Here is a 22,375-nt window from a genome sequence, read left to right on the forward strand (position 1 = left end):
GAGATTATAAATGGAAATAGATTATAACAAGATTTGGCAAGAGTCCCATTGTTTTGCCCTTTCTGCACAAGATAAGGAAAAAACAAAGAATATGAGTAAAAAGGAGGCTGCATCTTATGCAGCTTCTGCTCATATTTGGGAAGACGGAAAACGGAGATCTCAGGGAATAAAAATTACGCCTGATGAGACCGTTCTGGAAATTGGTTCAGGCCCCGGCATTCTTAGCTTTGGCCTTGCGGCAAGAGCAAAACATTTAACTGCGATAGAACCGGCTTTGGGAATGATCGAACTATTTAAAGACGAAGCCAAAAAGCGGAATATTAAAAATGTGGATATAGTTCAAAGTTTTTGGGAAGATTATAAGATCGAAAAAAAATATGATGTTGTTGTCTCTTCTCTTTCTCTCATAACCGATGATATAGTTTTGTTTTTAAAAAAGATGAAGAAGACTGCCAAAAAAAGAGTGTACATTCATTGGTTTGCAGGTGAAAGTACTTGGGAAAAACAGGGAAAAGTTGTTTCAAAAATTACAGGAGTACCTAACTCTGCCCGCCTGCCTAAAATAGATATTGTATTTAATATACTATACAGTATGAATATTATTCCGGAAATTAGAATTCTTAGAAATTCTTCGTTTGATCGGATATATAATTCAAAAGATGAAGCTCTTAAAGCCTTAAAAAAAATATACTCGGTTGATACGGATAAATATGACAAAGAACTTTTGGATTATATTGAAAAAAATTATGAATATAAGGATTTAAAATATATCTATTACGATAAAACAAAATTTGCAGAACTAATGTGGGAAAAATAGTTTCTGCAACACATTTTGCATATAGACTTGCATTGAAGCTCGTTACCCAAAATAGCCGAATGGATTATGTCAAAGCAGTATTTTCTATCAAGCAAATGTAGAAACCTTTCCTTTTCAGTATAATTTTTTTCTATACATTGGATAATAAATTATAAATATAATGCTTGTCAAAGTCCACGAGATAGGGAAGGCCAGAACAATCATTTCGATTACAGGGTTTATCGGAACAAATAAAAATATCCACGCAATGCGGGAGGCACAAACTCCGAGGAGGATTATTAACATGGGCTTAAAAGTTTCTCCGGTTGCGTGGATGACTGCCGAAAAAACTTCGGTAAATATGAAGACCGTATAAAAGGGAGCAAGGATATGCATAAGTTTTTCGCTTATTATAAGAACCTCGTAATCCTTTGAGTTGATAAAAAGTTTCCCTAAGGGTACATTCCAAAAATAAAGCATTACACAAACACTTCCTATTATGATGCCGGACATAATAAGTCCTATCCGCACAACTCCGGTAATGCGCTCATATTTTCTTGCACCGTAATTTTGAGCAACAAAGGTTGCAATCGATGAGGTCATGGCTTCAAGCAAAATCCAAATTAAAAAATCCAGCTTGCCGCAAAGAGCCCAAGCCGCAATGTTGGCCGTTCCCGTACCGTTTACCGTCGCTTGAATTATCATATTGGCTATGGGGAAGAAGGCTGACTGTATGCCGATAGGAAGTCCGAGCCTTGCAATCTTGGCAGAAGAAAACCTGTCAATTTTTATCTTGCTAAGAAGCAGGGGACAGTATCCCGTTTTTTTGGTGAGAGCAAAAAGAATTATTACCGCACTTATAAGCTGTGAAAGCACAGTCGCAAGGGCTGCTCCCCCGATTCCCCGCTTAAAGATTCCTATAAAGATTAGGTCTAAGATTACGTTTAATATTGAAGAAACTATCAGGGCATAGAAGGGCGTTTTGGAATTTCCCATTGCACGCAAAATTCCCGAACCTATATTATAAAAAAGAGAGACTCCCATTCCCGCAAAATAAATTCTGACATAGCTCAATGTCATATCAAAAATATCTTGAGGAACGCCCATCATAAAAAGAAGCAGGGGAGAAATAAGAACTCCGATTATCGAAAGACTTATGCCCGCAATAAGAGTTAAGCCTATTGAAGTGTGGATTGCAGAAAAGAGTTCCTTGATTTTTTTTGCACCGAATAATTGAGAGATAATAATCGTTGCTCCCGCCGAAAGTCCGCTGAAAAGATTTATCGGCAGTTTTAATAAACTTAAAACGGAATCAATGGCTGCAAGACCTTCCTTGCCTGTAAACTTCCCCACAATGACGGCATCGGCTGCCGTATATAAATGCTGAAAAAAGTTTCCTGCCAAAATGGGAAGAGTAAATATTATCAAAGTTTTCCAAATTACGCCTTCGGTAAGATCCAAGTTTTTTTTGTACATAGCCTTTTTTCCGTTTTGAGGTTCCCTGCTAAATCTTGGATTATATAATAGAGATAAAATTAGAGCTTGTCAACGAAAGAAAACCGTTTTTTTTTAATTTTAGGATATTATAAATTTGATAAAATTGATATTACGATAAGGTTGATATTTGTGTGGAAACATGCTATACTGCACAGTAATAATAGACAAACGCTCCAACAGCAGTTACAATCATTCTCACAAAAAAAATGCAAAAAGTTTAGCAAAAGCTCTTGACATAAAGCAGCGTATCGGGCAAAATTCGCAGCCTCGCAGTAAAGACCAATTACTCAAATCATGCCCAAAGACAGCCCGTCAGTAAAATACTGATGTTCTGTCTTTGGCCTTTTTTTATATTAGACCTGTTAATAAAACCGCAACGGGCGCAGAGAACGCAAAGGATTATAGAGGAATCTCATACAAAGATACCCTTAAAAACCTTTGCGAACTTGTGCCGCAGCTCAGCGCTTGGCGTGCGGTTAAATAAAAAAACAGCTCTTACAAAATTGAGGAAGTTGTGGTATAATACAATCAATGAGGGGATGGCTATGAGTACTTCAAATAGAAAATATAAGGACTCGGTGTTTGTCGATTTGTTCAGTGAGGACGAAAAAGCAAAAGAAAATTTCTTGTCTCTTTACAACGCCTTGCACGGAACGAACCTTCCGCTTTCGTCTCCGGTAGAAAATATAAGGCTTGAAAATGTCATGTACATGAACATAATCAATGACGTCTCCTGTCTTGTAGATGGTAAAATTATCGTATTGGCTGAACATCAATCCACTATAAATGAAAACATGCCTTTGCGTTTTTTAGAATACATAGCTCGGCTCTACGAAAAACTGCAAGCTCCTACAGACAGATATTTAAGAAAGCTGTTAAAAATACCCACACCTGAATTCTACGTTTTCTATAACGGCAAGGAAGATTATCCTGAAACTACAACATTAAAGCTATCCGATGCATTTATCACAAAACCAGAATCAATTCCGCTGGAATTGACAGTGCAAGTCTTAAACATTAACACTGATAAGGCAAACAAAATCCTAACAGCGTGCAAACCGCTTGAAGAATACAGCCTCTTTGTTGAAGAGGTAAGAAATCAAACACAACTCGACCCAGAAAACGGCTTTACCAATGCGGTAAAGATATGTATAGAAAAAGGAATCTTAAAAGAATATTTAATGAGAAAATCACGGGAGGTAATAAACATGTTAGTAGCCGAATACGATTATGATACGGATATTGCAGTACAGAGAGAAGAAAGCCTAAGGATTGGCATACAGCAAGGAATACAACAAGGTTTTTCTGATGGGGCGTACCAAAAAGCCATCGAAACAGCAAGGAATTTATTCCGTTTAGGACTGTCAATTGAGAATATAGCAGAAGCTACAGGCCTTGCCAAAGAGGAAATTGAAAGCTTTTGAGACCACCGCTATCCGTGCGACGCAGTAGATACCCATATATTTAAAAAAAATCCCAAAAAGGTTGATATTTGTGTGGAAACATGTTACACTGTAGCGTAATGATAGACAAACACACCGATACGAGTTGCAATCATTCTCACAGTACACCACGCGCACAAGAGCGAATCCCGTCCTTCGTGCGCTTTTTTACATTACACCGTTTAATAAAACCGCAACGCCCGCAAAGCGTTGAGCTTCGCTCAACTTTGCAGAGGATTATTAAGGATGCCCTTACAAAGACTCCCTTAAACCTCTTTGCGTTCTTAGCGGGCTCCGCGGTTAAATTAAGATATAGAGGAGGTTGTTTATGAAAACAAATAACAAGAAGGCAAAAGCCTTCACAGTTAAGGGAGCCGCGACGCTCATCATAGCCGCAATATTAGCACTGGTCTTTACAGCCTGTCCGAACAATGCAGGCGGAAGCGGTTCGGGCAGTGGCACACCGCCTGCGCCGCCCGATGTAGGCTCTTTTGAAGACACAGGCGACGGCTTTGTAACAATAACCCCGCCTGCAAACGGCATTGTAGGCGTTGACCCTGACTACCCCTTACCCGGAAATCAAGATTATTGGAAAGGCGTATTTATTAAAGACCGGAAGGTAAAATTAAGCCCCTACAAGCTCGGCAAAACAGAGGTAACATATAAACTTTGGAAAGAAGTTTACGACTGGGCGGTAAAAGCTGAAAACGGATACAAGTTTGCCAATGCAGGAGTAAAAGGCAGTGATGGAACCGGAAATGACGAAGAGCAGCCTGTAACGAGTATAAGCTGGCGGGACTGCATAGTGTGGTGTAATGCGTATACGGAAAAGACAAAAGGTTCCGAAACCGAATGCGTATACCGCAAAAGCAAAACCGATACTACGGTATTAAAAGACGCAACAGCGAAAGATGGGGAAAAATATATTTGCGATGCCGCCTATGCCGATATGAGTAAAAAAGGCTTTAGACTTCCGACAGAAGCCGAGTGGGAATATGCGGCTCGCTGGCAGGGAAGTGATAAAACAAATGCGGCACAATACGGGGAAGTATGGCTGACCAAATTAAACAGTGCAAGCGGAGCCAAAGCTGACTGGAATAATGCGGATGAGACAGAAGCGGTTGCGTGGTATAGTGTTAATTCAGGAGGAAAAACTCATCCGGTCGGAAAAAAGCGGGAGAATGTACTCGGCCTTTATGACATGAACGGAAATGTCTGGGAATGGTGTTTTGATAGGTATGATAATAACCCTGCATCAAACGATGCTGCTTATGAGCAAGACGATATTGTTACCGATCCTCAAGGTGCCGCATCAGGCTCTAACCGTGTTGGACGCGGCGGCGGCTGGATCTACAACACGCACTACTGCTGCACTGTAGGCGATCGGGGCAACTCCAGTCCTGGCCACAGGAACAACTTTGTTGGCTTCCGCCTGGCTTGGCGGCCTTGAGTCGATGAAAAATGTACATACGTGTACATTTTTCATCTTAGAGTTTTAGACTTGCGTCTAAAACTCTTGGAAGTTTGGAACCACCGCCGTCCATGGCGGTGTTGTATTAACTATTTAATTTGTTGTAGTTGAAAATGATCAGTTTTCACCAAAATAAGAGATGATAGTTAATATTTAGAATTTTTTATTTGAATCTTTAGTTTTACCCAAATCCCTCTGTTTTCAATCTCAACTAAAGATTAAACTAAAAATTTGATAACAATGCGGGTTCTTAGGGGCGGAGCCCCTAATCTACAGTTTTTCGATTTCTTCTTCGGGAAGTCCGGTCATTAACAAAATCTCGGAAATGGGATAACCTCTGTTTTTCATAAGTTTGGCTGTTTCCCGCTTAACCCTATCCTTAATATCCATCTCAAAAGTTGACATTAACCTATATTCTTGCCTTGCTTGTATATATAGGGGGAGAGAACACCCCGTTCAGAGCAGGGTTTTCTCTCCCCCTATACCCCCTCTTTTTCCCGCGCTGCCAAAGGGGCTACCCCTTTGGAAACCCCGATTTATGGGTAAAGATAAGTTATATAGAATATTTGAAAAAAATAGTAAATTATAAAAAAAATCTCAGCGGTCTTTGCGTCCTCTGCGGTTAAATTATCTGCCTTGTTAAATTATCCTCGCCTTTGACACTTTTCCCTATTTATGTTATCATCTTCCCTTATGGAAAAAGAGGAAAAGAAAGAAGAACCTATAAAATACGGGATTTTAAGCAATGTTTTGTTTATGCTTAAAACATCTTTTAGAACTTATAAGTCGGTGCCTGTTTTGATTTTGCTGGAATCTCTTTTATATGTTGGAGATAATTTAATTTCGATATTTTTTGCGCCTGCCGTTTTGAGCCTTATTCAAAGCAATGCTTCCATTAAAAATCTTTTAATAACTATTTTTGCCTTTGCTTTTTCTTTAATGCTTTTACGCGGACTCCTTTCTTATCTGCAAACGAACCATCTATTCGGGCGGATTGGAGTTAGGAGTGAGCTTATTTTTATGATAGGCAGTAAGGCGATGAACACTTCCTATAATAACTTGGATAATAAGGATTTTGAAGCAAAGAAAAATAAGGCGATGGATGTTACCGGCGGTAACTCGGAATCTACCGAAGCTATTTGGACTACCTTACAGGGGCTTCTTCAATACCTTCTTTGCTTTATCATCTATCTTGTTATCCTTGCTTCCTTAAATATTAATATAATTTTAATTACACTTTTGACAACCTGCGTGAGCTTTTTTATCACCAACAGTGTAAGCTCTTGGATGTATAAGAGGCGTGATGAAGAAAATAAGCATGTAAATCATTTACGCTACATAACCCAAACCGGAAAAAATAAGCAGCTTGCAAAGGATATCCGCCTTTTCGGAATGGAGGCTTGGCTTAAAGAATTATATGAAAAGCATTTAAGGCTTTACAGCAATTTTCACCTCAAAGGAGAAAAGCGTTATTTTTTTGCCGACCTTGCAGACCTTGTTTTAACATTTTTGCGGAACGGTCTTATTTATTATTGGCTGATAAGTCTTGTCTTACAAAAAAATATAAGCGTTCCCCAATTTATTCTTTATTTTGCCGCAGCGGGAACTTTTACTCAATGGGTAAGCGGTATTTTAAATCGGTTTTCCGTTTTGCATAAACAGAGTCTGGATATTTCCCGCCTTAGAGAATTTTTTGAATTTAAAGAAGATTACCTATTTGAAAAAGGTGAAAAAATTCCTCTACAAAAAGAAAACCTCATCGAGCTAAAAGATGTAAGTCTTTTATATTCGGAAGGTGGAACTCCTGTTTTGGATAGGTTCAATTTGACTTTGAAGCCCAAAGAAAAGCTTGCCATTGTTGGCTTAAACGGAGCAGGAAAAACAAGCCTTGTAAAATTGATTACCGGACTTTATGATCCAACCCAAGGAGAGGTTTTGTTTAACGGAAAAAATATAAAAGAATTTAACCGAAGCGAATACTATAAGTGCTTTAGTGCGGTCTTTCAGGAGTTTTCTATTTTGCCTACTAGTATTGCGGTAAACATTGCACAAGCCCGAGAGGACATTAACAAGGAGAGGATTGAAGAGGTTCTAAAGCTTTCGGGACTTTACGATAAGGTTCAAACTCTTCCCCAAAAAGAAGAAACCCGTCTTTGTAAGGACATCTTCTTTGATGCCGTAGAACTTTCGGGCGGCGAAACTCAAAAGCTCTTACTTGCAAGGGCTCTTTACAATGACAGGCCCTTTTTAATATTGGATGAACCGACGGCAGCCTTGGACCCTATCGCTGAACATGAGCTTTATACTAAGTATAACGATTTATCGAAGGACAAAACTTCTATTTTTATTTCGCACAGGCTTGCTTCCACCCGCTTTTGCGACAGGATTATTTTTATAAAGGACGGAAAAATAATCGAAGAAGGCACCCATGATTCTCTTTTAAAAAAGGGCGGTGAGTACGCTCATCTTTTTGAAGTACAAAGCAAGTATTATAAGGAAGAACATGATAAAGAATTGCCTGAAGGTTTAGGAGAAATCTGATGAAAACTGAAAAAGGATATAATCAAAAAAGACATAACAAGGGCTTGAATCGGCGGGCTTTTTTGCTTCTCTTTAAAAAGGCGCCTTTGTTTTTTATTTCCGTGCTTGGCGAAAAAGTTTTTACAAGCCTCTTGCCCTTTATAGGTATTTTCTTTTCGGCAAGAATTATAAACGAGCTTGTTTTAATTTATTCGGGGAAAGGAGATTTATCAAAAATCAAAAGTTTGGTTTTACTCTCTCTTATTTTAACGGCCGTCTGTATGCTTGTTTCTTCTTTATTTAAACGATGGGCAAACTATGAAGGCCGGAGCGTTGATTATAAACTGCAAGATATCTATGTTCAAAAGTTTTTAAGCATGGACTTTCAAGATGTTGAATCCGCAAAAACAAATGAGATTTATACAAGGATGTGGCAAAATACAAATTACGGAGGCTGGGGCTTGGAAAAAATCCTATGGATATATCCAAAGTGTTCTACACATATTACTTCCGTTATTACTTCGCTCGCCTTGAGTGTAAGCCTTTTTAGCTTTAAGGTTCAAAGTTCCGAATTGGCCTTTTTAAACAATCCTTTGTTTATCTTTGTAATTCTTTTTAGTATCGTACTTTTAATCCTCATTCCTGCAAAGCTTCAGACAATGTCCGATTCCTACTGGGCAATTGTTTCGGAGGGGGCCACAGAAGGAAACAGGGTGTTTAGTTTTTTCTTTAGACTTTTTAACGAAAAAAACCGAGCAATGGATGTGCGTATGTACGGCCAGCAAAAAGAGGGTAACATAATAAGAGCTTCCAGTAATATTTTTATGCCGGGCGGAAGGGTTTCGCAATATGCTAAAAAAGAGATGGGCTTTTTTGCTTTTTTATCGGCCTTTATTTCTACCTCTCTTTTAATAATCATTTACGGCTTTGTGGGGCTAAAGGCTTTAGGCGGAGCTTTCCCAGCCGGAAACCTCATGCAATATGCGGCAAGCATCACAGCCCTTTCTTCCGCCCTCACCGAAATCTTTACGGTTGCAGGGGAGGCAAAAAACAATAGGGAATTTTTAAAGGATGTGTTTGACTTCTTGGATATAAAAAACGGAATGTGTATGAACAAGGCTCCGGTCAATTATCAATCGGTTGATGCTCCTCTTATAGAATTTAAAAATGTTTCCTTTGCTTATCCCGATTCCGAAAAGAGCGTTTTAAAGAATTTAAACCTTACTTTAAGGCAGGGCGAGCGGCTTGCCGTAGTCGGTAAAAACGGGAGCGGTAAGACCACATTTGTAAAGCTCCTCTGCCGCCTCTATGACCCAATAGAAGGCGAAATCCTTTTTAACGGAAAAAACATAAAAGAATATGACTATAAAGAATACCTAAATCTTTTTTCCGTAGTATTTCAGGATTTTAAACTCCTTGCTCTCCCTCTTGCCCAAAACATTTCGGGCGGCGAGGCCTACGATAAACTCAAGGTTTTGGAAGTTTTAAAAAATACCGGTCTCGATCTTTCTAAGTTTAAAAATGCTGAAGAAACTTATCTTTATAAAAACTTCGATGATGAAGGCGTAAACATTTCAGGCGGGGAGGGGCAAAAGATTGCAATAGCCCGAGCCCTTTATAAGGATGCTCCCCTTATAATCTTGGATGAACCTACAGCCGCCCTCGACCCCATTGCCGAAGCCGAAATCTACTCTAAATTCGACGGTCTTGTAAAAAACAAAACCTCCCTGTATATTTCGCACCGTCTTTCTTCCTGTAAGTTTTGTTCCCATATTTTGGTCTTTGACGCTGGTCTCATAGTTCAAGAAGGCAGCCACGAAGAACTTTTAGCGAAAGACGGCCTTTACAGCAAATTGTGGAACGCCCAAGCACAGTATTATCAAAACCACCCCTAGACAAAAGCTCTGATTTTGTGTATAGTCCTTGAGGAAGCAGATGGGGTCTGGTGGCTCCCGCGGTCTTCAAAACCGTAGGTTGCATAATTCGCAATGGCAGGTTCGATTCCTGCCTCTTCCGTTTTTCCGCAGACTAAAACTAACCGTAGGCTGATGCAGGTAGTTGATTTTTTTTTAATAATAATCCATAATTATTTCTATGAAACGAAAATTAGTAACCTCGGCTTTGCCCTATGTAAACAATTTTCCCCATTTGGGAAATTTAATTCAAGTATTATCCGCTGATGTATTTGCGCGCTTTTGCCGCTTAAAAGAATATGAAACTCTTTATATTTGCGGCACCGACGAATACGGAACCGCTACCGAGACAAAGGCTCTCGAAGAAAAAAAGAGCCCCGAAGAGCTATGCTCATTCTATCATGCAATTCATGCTGAAATTTACAATTGGTTTAATATTGCCTTCGACTATTTTGGAAGAACTTCTACACCGCAGCAGACCGAAATAACTCAGGGTATTTTTAATGGCCTCGATAAAAACGGCTACATTACCGAGCACACTATAGAACAGCTTTACTGCCCATCCTGTAAGCGCTTTTTGGCCGACCGCTATGTATTGGGTACCTGTCCTTTATGTTCCTATGATGGAGCAAGGGGCGACCAGTGCGAGCATTGCGGAAAACTTTTAGATCCTACCGATTTAAAAGAACCCCGTTGTTCTTCTTGCGGTGCTTCTCCCGAAGTGCGCTCTACAACCCATCTTTATATAAACCTTCCCAAAATCGTACCGGAGTACGAAAAGTGGATGCCTAAGACAGCAGAGAAGGGCCGATGGTCAAACAATGCTCTTCAAATGTCAAAAAGCTGGCTTAGGGACGGCCTTCAAGAAAGGGCTATAACAAGGGACCTTAAATGGGGAATCCCCGTGCCCAAAAAAGGCTTTGAAGACAAGGTTTTTTATGTATGGTTTGACGCTCCAATCGGCTATATTTCGATAACAAAGTGCTGGGCAGACCTTGCCGGAAAGGATTGGAAGGCATGGTGGCTTGATCAAAATGATGTAGAGCTTTTTCAGTTTATCGGAAAAGATAATATTCCCTTCCATACGGTAATCTTCCCCTGTTCTCTCATAGGTTCCGGAAAAAATTGGACAAAACTCTTTCACATGTCCGGCACCGAGTACCTTAATTACGAGAACGGAAAATTTTCAAAGTCGAAAGGAGTGGGCGTTTTCGGAAACGATGCCAAAGAATCGGGTATCCCTGCCGATATGTGGAGGTTCTACATCTTTTATAACCGCCCCGAAAAAAATGACACCCAGTTTACATGGAAGGATTTTCAGGAGAGGGTCAACAGCGAGCTTATAGGAAACCTCTGCAATCTTGTAAACAGGACTGCCACCTTTGTTCACCGCTATTATGATGGCAAAATACCCCAAGTTGACGGAGCAAAATCCGGTCGGGAAGATATAAAGAGTATGGTAAAATCTTTAAGGGAGGCCGCCTCTGCAAGCTTCAAAAAGATAACGGAGCTTTCGGATTGGGCCGAGCTTAGAGATTCCTTCCATGAAGCCTTTGCCCTCTCCTCAGTTGCAAACAAGGCCTTTCAAGATGGAGAGCCTTGGAAGAGGCGCGAAACCGATCCTGAATATGCCGAAGCCCTTATGGCTGAGCTTTGCTATCTTATAAAGGATATTTTAATTTTAATTCATCCCTATATGCCCCAATACGCCGATCAGGCCGCAGGCTTTTTCGGTCAAAAGATTTGGTCGGGAAATATCTTTGACGGTAAGGCCCCGCAATTTAATAAGCCCGAAGGAGTCTTCCTTTCATGGAAAAATTTAGGCGAAAGGGAAGGACTTAAAACGGTAGAAAACCCCGTAATCATCTTTAAGACCCTCGATAACAAGGTCATCGATGCCTATCGCGAACGCTATTCGGGAAGTCAAAAGGACAGAAAAAAATCGGAAAAAGGCTGTTCAGCTTGTAAGGACGGCGGTTCTTCAAAATCCGATGCTGCTTCTTCTGCAAAGCCGGAAGTTAAACTCTCTCCGGCCGAGCTTTTTTCAAAAAAGATTGCCTTAAAAACCGCCAAGATTATATCCGTCGAAAGGCATCCCGATGCAGACAAGCTCTACATCGAAAAACTTGATGACGGCTCCGGCGAAGAAAGAACAATCCTTTCAGGTCTTGTGCCCTTTTTAAAAGAAGACGAAATCTTAGGAAAAACCGTCATAATTGCCGACAACCTAAAACCTAGAAAAATGCGCGGTATCGAGTCGAAGGGTATGCTTTTGGCGGCAAGCTGGTATGATGAAGAAGAAAAAGAACATGTCGAGCTTCTTCAAGCCCCGTGGGCTGCTCCCGGAACGCCTGTAATCCTTGAAGGCGATGCCGATATTTCAGACCCCGAGGCCGTAAAAGCTTTTTATGCACAAAAACCGGCAGAGATAGACGCAGACACCTTCTTTGCAGCTCCCATCTTAATGGAAGATTATATTCCTAAAATTGAGGGCAAAAAGCTCTTGGCTGCCGGAAAAGAAATGAAGCTTGAAAAGGTAAAAACCGGAGAAGCAGGCTAGGCCGATTTTCGGGTTTATGATTTGATATAAACCCGAGTGTTTTTAAATGTTTGATTTAATCTCCCAATGATTCTGCATTTAACAGAAAATCAAACAGATCCATTGTTATAATCCCGCTTTCATCCCGTCTGACAGGCAGACCATCTTTAACAATGATTATTTTTTTAAAAGAATCCTTAATCTCAAGTAATGAAGCTTTTTCCTGCTTCTCCTTTTCCTCTGCAGACATGTTAAGTGCAGATTGTATATAGTATCTCTTGCTTCCCAAATTCGCTACAAAGTCTATCTCCAAAAAAAATCTTTCTCTGTTTTTGCCGTCCATTGTTTTTTGTTTCTCGAGAGAACCTACATCTACAGAAAAACCTCTTCTTTTGAGTTCATTATAAATAATATTTTCCATGAGGTGTGATTCTTCAGTCTGTCTGAATCCGAGTCTTGCATTCCTAAGCTCAATATCTTCAAAATAATATTTTAGCGGTGTTCCTATGTATCTTCGGCCTTTTACATCATATCGATTTGCTTCACTAATTACATAGGCATTTTTAAGATATTCCAAATAACTCCGAATGGTGTTTAAACTAACTTTAGATTTCAATTTGCTTTGAAAAGTATTTAAAATCTTACTTGGATTGGTCAATGAACCGATGGAAGAGGCCAATATGTTTATCATATCATTCAGTTCTACAACTTTTTCAATTTTGTTTCTTTCAACAATATCTTTAATATAGGTTTCCTCAAATAATTTAGTCAAATAACCGATTTTCCGCTTCTGCGAATTCCCGTTACTACTTTTATCATTCCATTATGAAGTCTATTTTCCAGCTTTTCAATGTATTCAGATCTTTCAATTTTCATATCAGAATCTCCTATAATGAAAAATTTTGTGATTTGCACGATATTATTCATTATAATATCACTCTTTCTCAATTCTTACAATAGTAAATTTGATTATTTTGTATAAAGTTAGGATGAGAAAAAAGGGATGCTCCTTAAAGGAACATCCCTTTTGTTTAAGTGTCTAGCCGAAGATGAACATTGATATCAGATAATAGGCTAATACAATTATGGCTGCGATAGGCAGCAAGGTTGTAAGGGCCGCTATTATTAGGGCAGGCACATCTCCTTTTTCAAGGTTTGCTTCTTCCCGCAGATGATTCAATTCTTCCTTTTCTTCCATAGCTTGACGCCTTTTTGACTTTAAACTATGCTCATGGTCTCTAAAAAACATTACAGCTCCGCTCCGCTAAAGTGGCAGGCAACAAAATGTCCCGGCTTTTCTTCCTTAAATTGAGGAACTTCGCGTTTGCATATATCCTTTGCAATGGGGCATCTTGTATGGAATTTACAGCCTGTGGGCGTGATGATGTTGGACGGAATGTCTCCTTCCAATAAGATTCGCCTCTTTGTTCTCATCTTCTGTAAGTCCGTTTCAGGAATGGCTGAAAGAAGGACTTTTGTATAAGGATGAAGAGGGTTGGCATACATTTCGCGTTTATCGGTAAATTCGACCATATTTCCCAAATACATAACACCGATTCTATCGCTTATGTGCTTTACAACCGAAAGGTCATGCGAAATAAACAAATAGGACAGGTCAAATTCTTTTTGTAAGTCATTGAGGAGGTTTATGATCTGGGACTGAATCGATACGTCCAAGGCTGAAACGGCTTCATCGCATACTATGAATTTGGGTTTTAATGCGAGGGCCCGTGCTATACCGATTCGCTGCCTTTGACCGCCTGAAAATTCATGAGGATATCTGTAAATCATATAGTCTGCCAGGCCGCAAGTGTTCATTATCTCCTTTACATACTTTTCATATTCGGGGTCTTTTTTATTGAACATTCCATGTTCAAGCAAGGCCTCGCCTATGATTTGTCCTACAGTCATCTTAGGATTAAGAGAGGAGTAGGGGTCTTGGAAGATAATCTGCATCTTTTTTCTTAAGGGCATCATCTGAGGTACAGTGTAATTCGTTATGTTTTCACCTTCAAAAAAGATTTCGCCTGCTGTGGGCTTATAAAGTTTTAGGATTGTGCGTCCTAAGGTTGACTTTCCGCAGCCGGATTCTCCTACAAGGCCTACGGTTTCTCCTTCATGGATAACTAGGTCGATACCGTCATTGGCGATTACGCACAAGTTTTGACCATGCAGGGCCGAATAAGTTTCATAGTCCAAAATTAGGTCGGTCAGCTCCTTGCCTAGGTCCTTACCGCTTTTATGCATATCAATAAGCTGATTTATGCCGGCTTCGGCATTGAATATTTTTTTGTAAAGATCTATTGCTTCGTTTGCTGTTCTTTTGAGGTTATTTCTCTCATTCCGTGTTTTGCCGGTAGGAAAATACTGTTTAAGGCCTCGAGTTTCCAATAATATCTTACTCATGTCTACCTCCTGATTTCGGATAAAAGCATCTGATTAAGTGTCCTTCTTCTACTTCAACCAATTCGGGCTTTTCGTTTCGGCATTTTTCGGTTGCATATTCGCACCTTGTCGAAAATCTACAACCCTTGGGAAGTTTAAGAGGATGAGGTACACTTCCTTGAATTTGAGCGAGATATTCTACTTCTTCATCCAAGAGGGGGATTGATTCAAGCAAGCCTTCCTTATAAGGATGAGAAAATTGAGTCTGCCGGTCAAAGATAACGTCTACCGGAGCCCTTTCAACGATTTCTCCCGTGTACATTACAGCAACGTCATCGGCCAATTCTGCAATGGCACCCAAGTCGTGGGTGATAAACATGATTGCCGTGTTGTGCTTTTTCTTTAAATCGTTCATCAACTTAAATATCTGTGCCTGTATTGTAACGTCAAGGGCTGTTGTAGGCTCATCGGCTATCAAAAGGCGGGGTTCGCAAGCCAAGGCCATCGCTATCATTACGCGCTGTCTCATTCCTCCCGAAAGCTGGAAGGGGTAGTTATAAACTACGTTTTCCGGATTAGGGATTTTTACTTCCCGCAAAAGCTCGATAGCGGCAGCCCATGCTTCTTTTTTTGACATGTGCTGATGAAGAATTAAAGGCTCGCTCAGCTGTCTTCCTACCCTGTGAACGGGATTAAGAGAGGTCATAGGCTCTTGGAATATCATCGATATATCGTTACCCCTGATCTTTCTTATTTCATGTTTGTCTAAGTTTACAAGATTTACTCCGCCGAAATTTATTTCTCCCTGAACAATTTTACCCGGATATTCAAGAAGGTTGAGAATACTAAAGGCTGTGATGGATTTACCTGAGCCTGATTCTCCTACTATTCCCAAAGTTTTACCGGCTTCAATTGTAAAATCTACACCTTGGACGGCTTTTACCGTACCCTTATTCGTAAAAAAGTATGTATGTAAATTTTTAACTTCAAGTAGAGGATTTTTCATACAGCCGCCTCCTTTGCTGCTTGCTTAGCCTGTTTTGCAAGGATTTTTTCTTCTTTTCGCCTTGCCTTTGCCTCTTTTCTTTGTTTTTTGGTGGTATATTCGGCCTTTGGGTCAATAGAGTCTCTAAGACCTTCACCTATGAGGTTGATACTCATTATAAAGAAAAAGAGCATTGCACCGGGGAATATCCAAATCCACCAGAAGGTTCTAAGGCTGGTACTGTTTTCTGCTGCCTTCGATAAAAGAGCGCCCCATGTCGGAATCGGTTCCGTTACCGATAAGTTTAAGAATGATAAAAATGCTTCATTCAAAATTGAGTATGCAAAAGTAAGGGTTGCAGATACTACAACCGTCGGCAATACATTGGGAACCAGATGGCGTAAAATTTGGTTTCTTCTTTTTATGCCAAGAGCTCTTGTAGCTACAATAAATTCCTGTTCTCTTAAACCTAAGATTTGTCCGCGTATCAATCTGGCTAAACCTGTCCAACTTAAAAAACCTAGGATTATAACTATTACATAGAGCCTGAATTCAGGCGGTTTTTCCCTGAATATAGCAGAGATTGTATAGGCAATTGCCAAGAAGGGGAATGAGGAAAGTATTTCGATAATCCTCATAATGATATTATCTACCCGTCCGCTAAAAAATCCTGCAATTGCACCCATAGTTAAGCCTATGGTTACAGCCATAAATGTGGATAAAAAGCCTACCTGTAAAGAAATCCAGCCTCCTTCGAGAACTCTCATAAAGGTATCACGTCCGTACTTGTCCGTTCCGAAGGGATGTGCCCATGAAGGAGGATTATTTCTTATTGTAGGATCGGTTTTTGCAAAATCATAGCCTGTGAATTTGGTATAGAAATGCGTTACTACAACAAGGAGGACTATTGTAACAAACATATAAAAGCCTATCATAGCCAGTCTGTTATTTTTGAATTTGATTCTTATCTGTTGTGTCGGGGATAGAATAACTTCGTCTTTTTCACTGAAATTTTTGTCTTCTTCTTTAGCCATTTAAACCTTTCCTTCCCGAATCCTCGGATCTACGACCATATATCCTACATCTATAAAAATGTTACCCAATAATGTAAGAAGTCCAAAGAATAAGAGAACAGTCTGCAATACTGCTCTGTCCTTAAAGCCGTAAGCATAGTTCATCAGTAATCCCATTCCGGGATAAGCAAATATTTTTTCTACTATTATGGAACCGCCGAATAGTCCCGGTATGTATAAACCGATGAGGGTAACAACAGGTATTAAAGCATTTTGAAAGGCGTGGCGGTATATAACTACCTTTTCTGCAAGACCTTTTGCTCTTGCCGTTCTTATATAATCGGATTTTAAGATGTCTATCATAGCAGATCTTATATACCTGATTAGGCCTACAAGAGAGGTAAGAACTACTACCGTAACCGGTAATATGATATAATGCCAGCTGGGAAGAATTCCTCTAGGGTCCGACATACCTGAAAAGGGTAAAATTTGCATAAATATAACGAACATCATTATTAAAAGCAGAGCTAAAAAGAAAGAGGGCAGGGATATACCTATTATTGTTAAAACCGTTACGGTTTTATCAAAAAAACTATTCTTTTTTACTGCTGCCGTGATTCCTACCGGAATCGAAATTAAAAAGGCTAAAAGAAAGCCCCAAATATTTATTTTAAAAGATCTTCCAATATATGTACCTATAAATTCGTTTACAGGTTTATTGTATTTTATTGAATACCCGAATTCTCCTCGAAAAGTATCTCCCATCCATAAAAAATATCTTTCTACAGGGCCCTTATCGTATCCTAAAAATTTTCTCATATTTTCAATATATAGGGCTCTTTCTTCCGGCGTCATAGCCTTGGTCTTTTCTGGATCAAGCATTGCCAGTATGGGATCTCCAGGCATCAGGTTGATGAGTATAAATATAGCAACCGACATGATTATTAATACCGGAATTATTGATACTAAACGCTTGAATATATACCGGACATATGGAAAAAGGATTTCAAACAGCGATTTTGAACCGCTTACATTATTATTTGCCATAAAATCTCCTTTAGGTAAAAAATAAGACCTCCGCTTAAATTAAACAAGAGGTCTTATGATTGAGTTAAACAATCAGTATTGGATTAATTATTTTTTCCAATTTGCTTCAGGTAAAGCTCTTGCCCAGTTCCACAAAGCTGTAGTATGGAAGTTTTCCAATTTATCCGTAAAGAGGTCAAAATAATTGTTTGAGTAAACAGGGATAACGGGAAGTTCTTTATTTATAGTGGTTATGAATTTTCTCCAGTTTTTCCTGTATTCATCTCTTCCGGTTATGGGATGTGCATTTTCGATGTCATCAAGCAGCTGATCCCATTCTGCAGGGGTATAAGAAGAACCTCCCGAGAACATTACATTGTTGATAGATGGCTGTCCCCAAGAATTAATAAGCTTTGTTGCGTAGTCGGATTTGGGATTGGCTTTGAGTGTATAACTTACACCGCCAACGAAAGCATGATAAGTTCTTTCTTCTTTTGTGTCTCCTGTCCAGTGGCTGTACATTACGGGCCAATCAAGACCTGTTAAACTAATCTTAAAGCCGAGCTTTGAAACATAAGTATCATTAAATATGAGGTTATATGTATCGGACCAGAAAGGTGTGTAAGTAATCTTGATTTCAAGGGGTTTACCCTCCCAGAGATAACCTGATTTTGCATTACCTGTAAGTTTTGCATAATCTCCATCGGTTCTCTTGGCTGCCATATCAAGAAGTTCTTGAGCTTTTGCAATATTTGCAGCTTCATCGAATTTTCCGTCGGCATCCAAGATATCGTAGCTTGTCAAGGTGCTTTCAAATTTACCTACGGCAGCTGTTCCGATAAGGTTTTCTTCATCATCATCCCACAATGTCCAGTCGTTTTTGGAGTAGGGTCCGTTAGAAGAAATACCGTATTGACCTAAGAAAAGCTCGACGATTTTCGGTCTGTTAAGAACATAGGCAAAGGCCTGTCGTACTTCCGTAAGAGAAGTGGGACCGAAGTTACAGTGAAGAGCAATAGTTCCTCCTCCGTGTCTGTAGTAATTTGTGTAAGAAAAGCCGGGCTTGTCTTTAACGGGATCGATTTTTTCGGCTTGACCTTGGCTTGTCAGCATGTCTACTTCACCCTGAAGGAGCTGATCAAGTTCTGTTTCGCTGGGAACAACCTTAACGATAACTTCTTTGATGGCAGGTGCCTTACCGAGGTAGTCTTTAAAGGCTTCCAACTTAACATATTCGCCTTCTTTGTATTCGGTCATCTTGTAGGGACCGTAACCGATGGGCTTTGAAATGTTCTTTTTAACATACTGCTGTACTGTAATGCCTTCTTCCTTTGCACCTTTTGTGAAGGTTTCTTCGGGAAAGAGGTAAAAAGGAGTGAATACATCTACGTCAACAGTGTAGCTGACCTTTTTAAGATGGAAAGTTACGGTATTTGCAGCTTCATCAATTTCAATACTTTCAACATAATCGTTGATTGTTGATGATCCGCCCGTATCGCCTAAAGCTTTTGTGTCCATGTAAAAGTCATAGGTAAACTTTACATCCTTTGCAGTTAAAGCTTCACCGTTATGGAATTTTGCTTCTTTTACAAGCTTAAATGTCCATGTTTTAAGGTCATCGCTTACCTTTTTTTCTGCAACGAGAAGAGAGTCCTCAACTTGACCTTTGGAATTTTCGTTCATAAGACCGAATGCCCAAATCAACTTCCGGATATCGTCGTCATAAGACGAATTTGTCCAGCCTCTGTAAAAGTCGCCGTTAAATTCGGCGGAAGCTACAACGAATGGCTTTTCGTTTGTCTTAGTTGCCGCACCGTTTCCGCCGCAAGCGATCAAGGAAAAAGCGAGCACCAGTGTTACAATTAGCACCATAATTTTTTTCATAGTGTCCTCCAAGTGTTTTTTGTCGGTAATATACATTACCGAAGAAAAGTATAGCATAAAACAATAAATATGTAAAGGTTAAGGCAAAAAAATGTTTGATAAAAAATAAATAAATAAAAAATAAAAAATATTTGACAAATCCTCAATAGTATGTTTTAATAATAAGTAGTGTTTTAAACACATAAAAACAACAGGAGGAATTTGATGAAAAGTTTTGTTAAGTTTTTATCATGTATGCTTGCAGTGGCTTTGGTATTTACTGCATGCGGAGGCGGTGCCGGAACTGCCGCAGGAGGTAAAAGTCCGGTAAAGAATGGTACCTATGTAGATAAGGTTATTTACTCCGTAAGTACCGATCAGACAGTAGCCTTAAAAGATGTTATTGAGGGAAAAGCCGATCTTATGTTTACCTCTGTTCCGCCCGTACTTTTGTCGGGTTTGAGCGATGAAGACAGAGATAAGATAGATGTTTATCCCGTTCCTACAGGTTATTGGTCTCTTCTATTTAATCCTATTCCCAACAAGGCACCATATGTTTGGAAGACGGAAGCCGGAGAGGAAATGTTTAACCCCGTTGCAATCAAGGAAGTCCGCTATGCCTTTAACTGGTTAATCAACCGAAAAAAATTGGTAGATGAACTTCTTTTAGGTGAAGGCTCTCCTATGTACACACCCTGTACGGTAGGTCTTCCCGGAGCATACCGCTATAATATCTTGGCTTCCAAATTCGGTATCACCGAAACGGGAGATGAGCAAAAAGCTATCGGCATGATTGAAGATGCTATGCAAAAGGCTTCTCAACTTGCAGAAAACAAGGGAAAACTTGTAAAAGAAAACGGAAAATGGATGTATAAGGGTAAGCCCGTTACAATTAAGTCAATAATGCGTGTTGACGATCCTACAGGCCGTCTTCCTGCAGCCCGCTATATTCATGCTCAAATTGAAAAAGCCGGTCTTACGGTTGAAGGTTTTGAGCGTGATAGAAAAACAGCCGGTAGTCTTGTTTACGGCGGAAACCCTGCCAACTATGATTGGTCTATGTACCTTGAAGGATGGGGTTCAGGCGGTTTCTATGTAACTTGGGAAGTCCCTCTTTGCCAGATGTACAGCCCCTTCTATGGCTACATGCCCGGAGGCGGAGAGGCCGAATTCTGGAATTATTCAAACGAAAAACTCGATGTTTTAGGTAAAAAGGCCGCATACGGACAGTATTTGACTGCCGAAGAATTCTTTAGCGAGACAACCGATATGTGTGCTATAGGAATGGGAGAGGCTGTCCGCGTTTATGTTGTTTCTCAAAACGATTTATATGTAGCCAACAAGGGAAGATTTAATTCGCGTCTTTTCTATGGAACCTCTGACGGCTTTAACGGCTGGACCGTAAGATGTGCCGATGTTAAGCCCGATACAGACGGCCCCTATAAAGGAAAGAGAGTTTTGCGCGTATTGCAGTATTCGGCTCAAGGCTCCTTATTTATGTCTGAATGGGATCCTGTAGGCGGACAGGGCTTTAGTGATGCCTATAGTACAGCCTTTTTTAATGCCGTTACCGATAGAGCTTCCTTTGATAACCCTGCCGTAGGACGATTGGAATTTGCTATGTCAACGGTTGATGTTGCAAATACAAAATTTGCTCCCAAATTTGTAGCCACAGGCAACAAGACGGAAGAAGGCGATGATGAACTTGCAATGGGCGGTGATATTCACGTTCCTGCAGAAGCCGTTATGTATGATACGGCTTCAAAAAAATGGGTTCCTGCCGGGTCCGGTCAAAGTGTTGCAACTGTTGCAACAGGTAAGCTGGTAGACGGTTATTACTGGCATCACGGCGAGCCTGTCGATCTTAACGATGTCAGGTATGCCTTTGCTTTTGCTTATGAGTGGGCTATTCAAGACGGAGAGGGAGACCTCTACTATGATGCTCCTTTAAGCAGTGTAACTCTTCCAAATCTTAAGACCACAAAAGGTATAGTATTTAATAAGGACGGTTCTATCACTACATACAGTAACTACTTCCATGCTCCTATTCCAAGAGATACAGCTATAACTGTAGGCGGTTTAAGCGTAAAGGCTGCTAACCCCGGACGAAGAACAAACGTACCTTGGGAAATTTATGAAGCCTTGGCAGAAATCGTAGTACACGGCTCAAAGAGCGGAACGGTTTATAACTTTGCTAAAGACGGCGGAGAGCGCGGTGTAGAAGCAAACGTTAAAAACCCCGATTGTCTTGCAGATATCAAGGCTAAATTGGAAGATTTTGTTGCTTCAAAGCATATTCCCGTGTCTTTAAAGGATTTTATAAATGAAGATTATGCCCTTAAGAGATACAAGGCTTCTATAGACTTTATCGAAAAATACGGAAATGCTTATATTACGACAGGTCCTTTAATGTTCGAAAAAATCGATCCTATTACAAGTTCCGTTGTATTGGCTAACTTTGATAAATATCCTTACAAGAGCGACTACTTCCCGAATATGTTTAGAACGGATCTTACCGAAATTCAGTATGTCAAGGCTCCTGTAGCCCCTTCAGCCGACAAGGATGCCGTATTTGAGGTAACCGTTTCCAAGTATGCTTATCCTGAGGTTGAAAGAGTTCCTCTCGATAAGGGAAAGGTAGAAGGCCGTCTCCAGCTTCCTTCAGGCGGAGAGAAGACTTATGATGCTAAAGCAATAGGTGACGGTAAATTCACAATTACCGTACCTGCATCAGACTTAGCCGGACTTGAAAAAGGCGTGGAATATATAATGGTTGTATTAACCTCAATTTCCGATGAACCGCCTTCAGCAAATTCGGTAAGTTTTACAATCCTTAAATAGGATTTTAAGATTGTAAGTTAAATCGAGATGCCTTGAAGCGGGTCATCTCTAAAAGTATAACAATGTTTTTAGAGATGACCAAAA

16 protein-coding genes and 1 tRNA gene are annotated in these 22,375 nt (G+C 40.0%); 8 read left to right on the forward strand and 9 right to left on the reverse strand.

The window, feature by feature from the left end; translation table 11 throughout:
• Positions 1-10 precede the first annotated feature (10 nt).
• A complete protein-coding gene (locus E4N80_RS02170) occupies positions 11-817 on the forward strand; it encodes a class I SAM-dependent methyltransferase (RefSeq protein ID WP_253700085.1) in 807 nt (268 codons plus the stop codon).
• Between the two features lie 114 nt (positions 818-931).
• On the opposite strand, the gene E4N80_RS02175 is transcribed toward E4N80_RS02170, so the two are convergent.
• Entirely contained in the window at positions 932-2,272 is a 1,341-nt protein-coding gene (locus E4N80_RS02175; RefSeq protein ID WP_253700087.1) for an MATE family efflux transporter, read from the reverse strand.
• A 566-nt stretch (positions 2,273-2,838) separates the two neighbouring features.
• Between E4N80_RS02175 and E4N80_RS02180 the strand changes: the two genes are divergently transcribed.
• Together E4N80_RS02180 and E4N80_RS02185 are read left to right on the forward strand one after the other, a co-directional pair.
• The gene (locus E4N80_RS02180; protein ID WP_253700089.1) at positions 2,839-3,717 is read left to right on the forward strand and encodes an Rpn family recombination-promoting nuclease/putative transposase; all 879 of its coding nucleotides are present in this window, start codon (positions 2,839-2,841) and stop codon (positions 3,715-3,717) included.
• A gap of 346 nt (positions 3,718-4,063) precedes the next feature.
• Positions 4,064-5,185: a formylglycine-generating enzyme family protein gene (locus E4N80_RS02185; protein WP_253700091.1), complete on the forward strand. Its 1,122-nt coding sequence runs from the start codon at positions 4,064-4,066 to the stop codon at positions 5,183-5,185.
• Positions 5,186-5,476: 291 nt separating this feature from the next.
• Here the strand turns inward: E4N80_RS02185 and E4N80_RS12915 are convergent, their stop codons facing one another.
• Positions 5,477-5,611, reverse strand: coding sequence for a hypothetical protein (locus tag E4N80_RS12915; RefSeq protein WP_301338669.1), 135 nt, complete (start codon positions 5,609-5,611; stop codon positions 5,477-5,479).
• A gap of 288 nt (positions 5,612-5,899) precedes the next feature.
• Between E4N80_RS12915 and E4N80_RS02190 the strand changes: the two genes are divergently transcribed.
• From E4N80_RS02190 to metG, 4 genes are all read left to right on the forward strand, one after another.
• Positions 5,900-7,747: an ABC transporter ATP-binding protein gene (locus E4N80_RS02190; RefSeq protein ID WP_253700093.1), complete on the forward strand. Its 1,848-nt coding sequence runs from the start codon at positions 5,900-5,902 to the stop codon at positions 7,745-7,747.
• On the forward strand, positions 7,747-9,621 hold the full coding sequence (locus E4N80_RS02195) for an ABC transporter ATP-binding protein (RefSeq protein WP_253700095.1): 1,875 nt from the start codon (positions 7,747-7,749) through the stop codon (positions 9,619-9,621). The genes E4N80_RS02190 and E4N80_RS02195 overlap by 1 nt, the downstream gene beginning before the upstream one ends.
• 32 nt (positions 9,622-9,653) lie before the next feature.
• A tRNA-Sec gene (locus E4N80_RS02200) sits at positions 9,654-9,742 on the forward strand.
• Positions 9,743-9,820: 78 nt separating this feature from the next.
• Positions 9,821-12,199 carry a methionine--tRNA ligase gene (metG, locus tag E4N80_RS02205; protein ID WP_253700097.1) on the forward strand — a complete coding sequence of 793 codons (2,379 nt, stop codon included), beginning with the start codon at positions 9,821-9,823 and terminating at the stop codon, positions 12,197-12,199.
• Positions 12,200-12,254: 55 nt separating this feature from the next.
• Here the strand turns inward: metG and E4N80_RS02210 are convergent, their stop codons facing one another.
• The 7 genes from E4N80_RS02210 to E4N80_RS02240 all read right to left on the reverse strand — a co-directional run bounded on the left by E4N80_RS02210 (position 12,255) and on the right by E4N80_RS02240 (position 19,471).
• On the reverse strand, positions 12,255-12,950 hold the full coding sequence (locus E4N80_RS02210; RefSeq protein ID WP_253700099.1) for an ATP-binding protein: 696 nt from the start codon (positions 12,948-12,950) through the stop codon (positions 12,255-12,257).
• Positions 12,951-13,217: 267 nt separating this feature from the next.
• Positions 13,218-13,376, reverse strand: coding sequence for a hypothetical protein (locus tag E4N80_RS02215; protein ID WP_253700100.1), 159 nt, complete (start codon positions 13,374-13,376; stop codon positions 13,218-13,220).
• Positions 13,377-13,426: 50 nt separating this feature from the next.
• Positions 13,427-14,584 (reverse strand): ABC transporter ATP-binding protein, encoded by a 1,158-nt coding sequence (locus E4N80_RS02220; RefSeq protein WP_253700102.1) that lies wholly within the window; start codon positions 14,582-14,584, stop codon positions 13,427-13,429.
• Positions 14,577-15,569 (reverse strand): ABC transporter ATP-binding protein, encoded by a 993-nt coding sequence (locus tag E4N80_RS02225; protein ID WP_002677543.1) that lies wholly within the window; start codon positions 15,567-15,569, stop codon positions 14,577-14,579. The genes E4N80_RS02220 and E4N80_RS02225 overlap by 8 nt, the downstream gene beginning before the upstream one ends.
• Complete coding sequence (locus E4N80_RS02230; protein WP_253700104.1) at positions 15,566-16,582, reverse strand: ABC transporter permease; 1,017 nt, start codon at positions 16,580-16,582, stop codon at positions 15,566-15,568. The genes E4N80_RS02225 and E4N80_RS02230 overlap by 4 nt, the downstream gene beginning before the upstream one ends.
• Entirely contained in the window at positions 16,583-17,608 is a 1,026-nt protein-coding gene (locus E4N80_RS02235; RefSeq protein WP_253700106.1) for an ABC transporter permease, read from the reverse strand.
• A gap of 87 nt (positions 17,609-17,695) precedes the next feature.
• Complete coding sequence (locus tag E4N80_RS02240) at positions 17,696-19,471, reverse strand: ABC transporter substrate-binding protein (protein WP_253700108.1); 1,776 nt, start codon at positions 19,469-19,471, stop codon at positions 17,696-17,698.
• Positions 19,472-19,675: 204 nt separating this feature from the next.
• On the opposite strand from E4N80_RS02240, the gene E4N80_RS02245 reads away from it, so the two are divergent.
• On the forward strand, positions 19,676-22,291 hold the full coding sequence (locus tag E4N80_RS02245; RefSeq protein WP_253700109.1) for an ABC transporter substrate-binding protein: 2,616 nt from the start codon (positions 19,676-19,678) through the stop codon (positions 22,289-22,291).
• Positions 22,292-22,375 lie beyond the last annotated feature (84 nt).

The organism is Treponema denticola, from assembly GCF_024181605.1.
Classification (GTDB): Bacteria; Spirochaetota; Spirochaetia; order Treponematales; family Treponemataceae; genus Treponema_B; species Treponema_B denticola_B.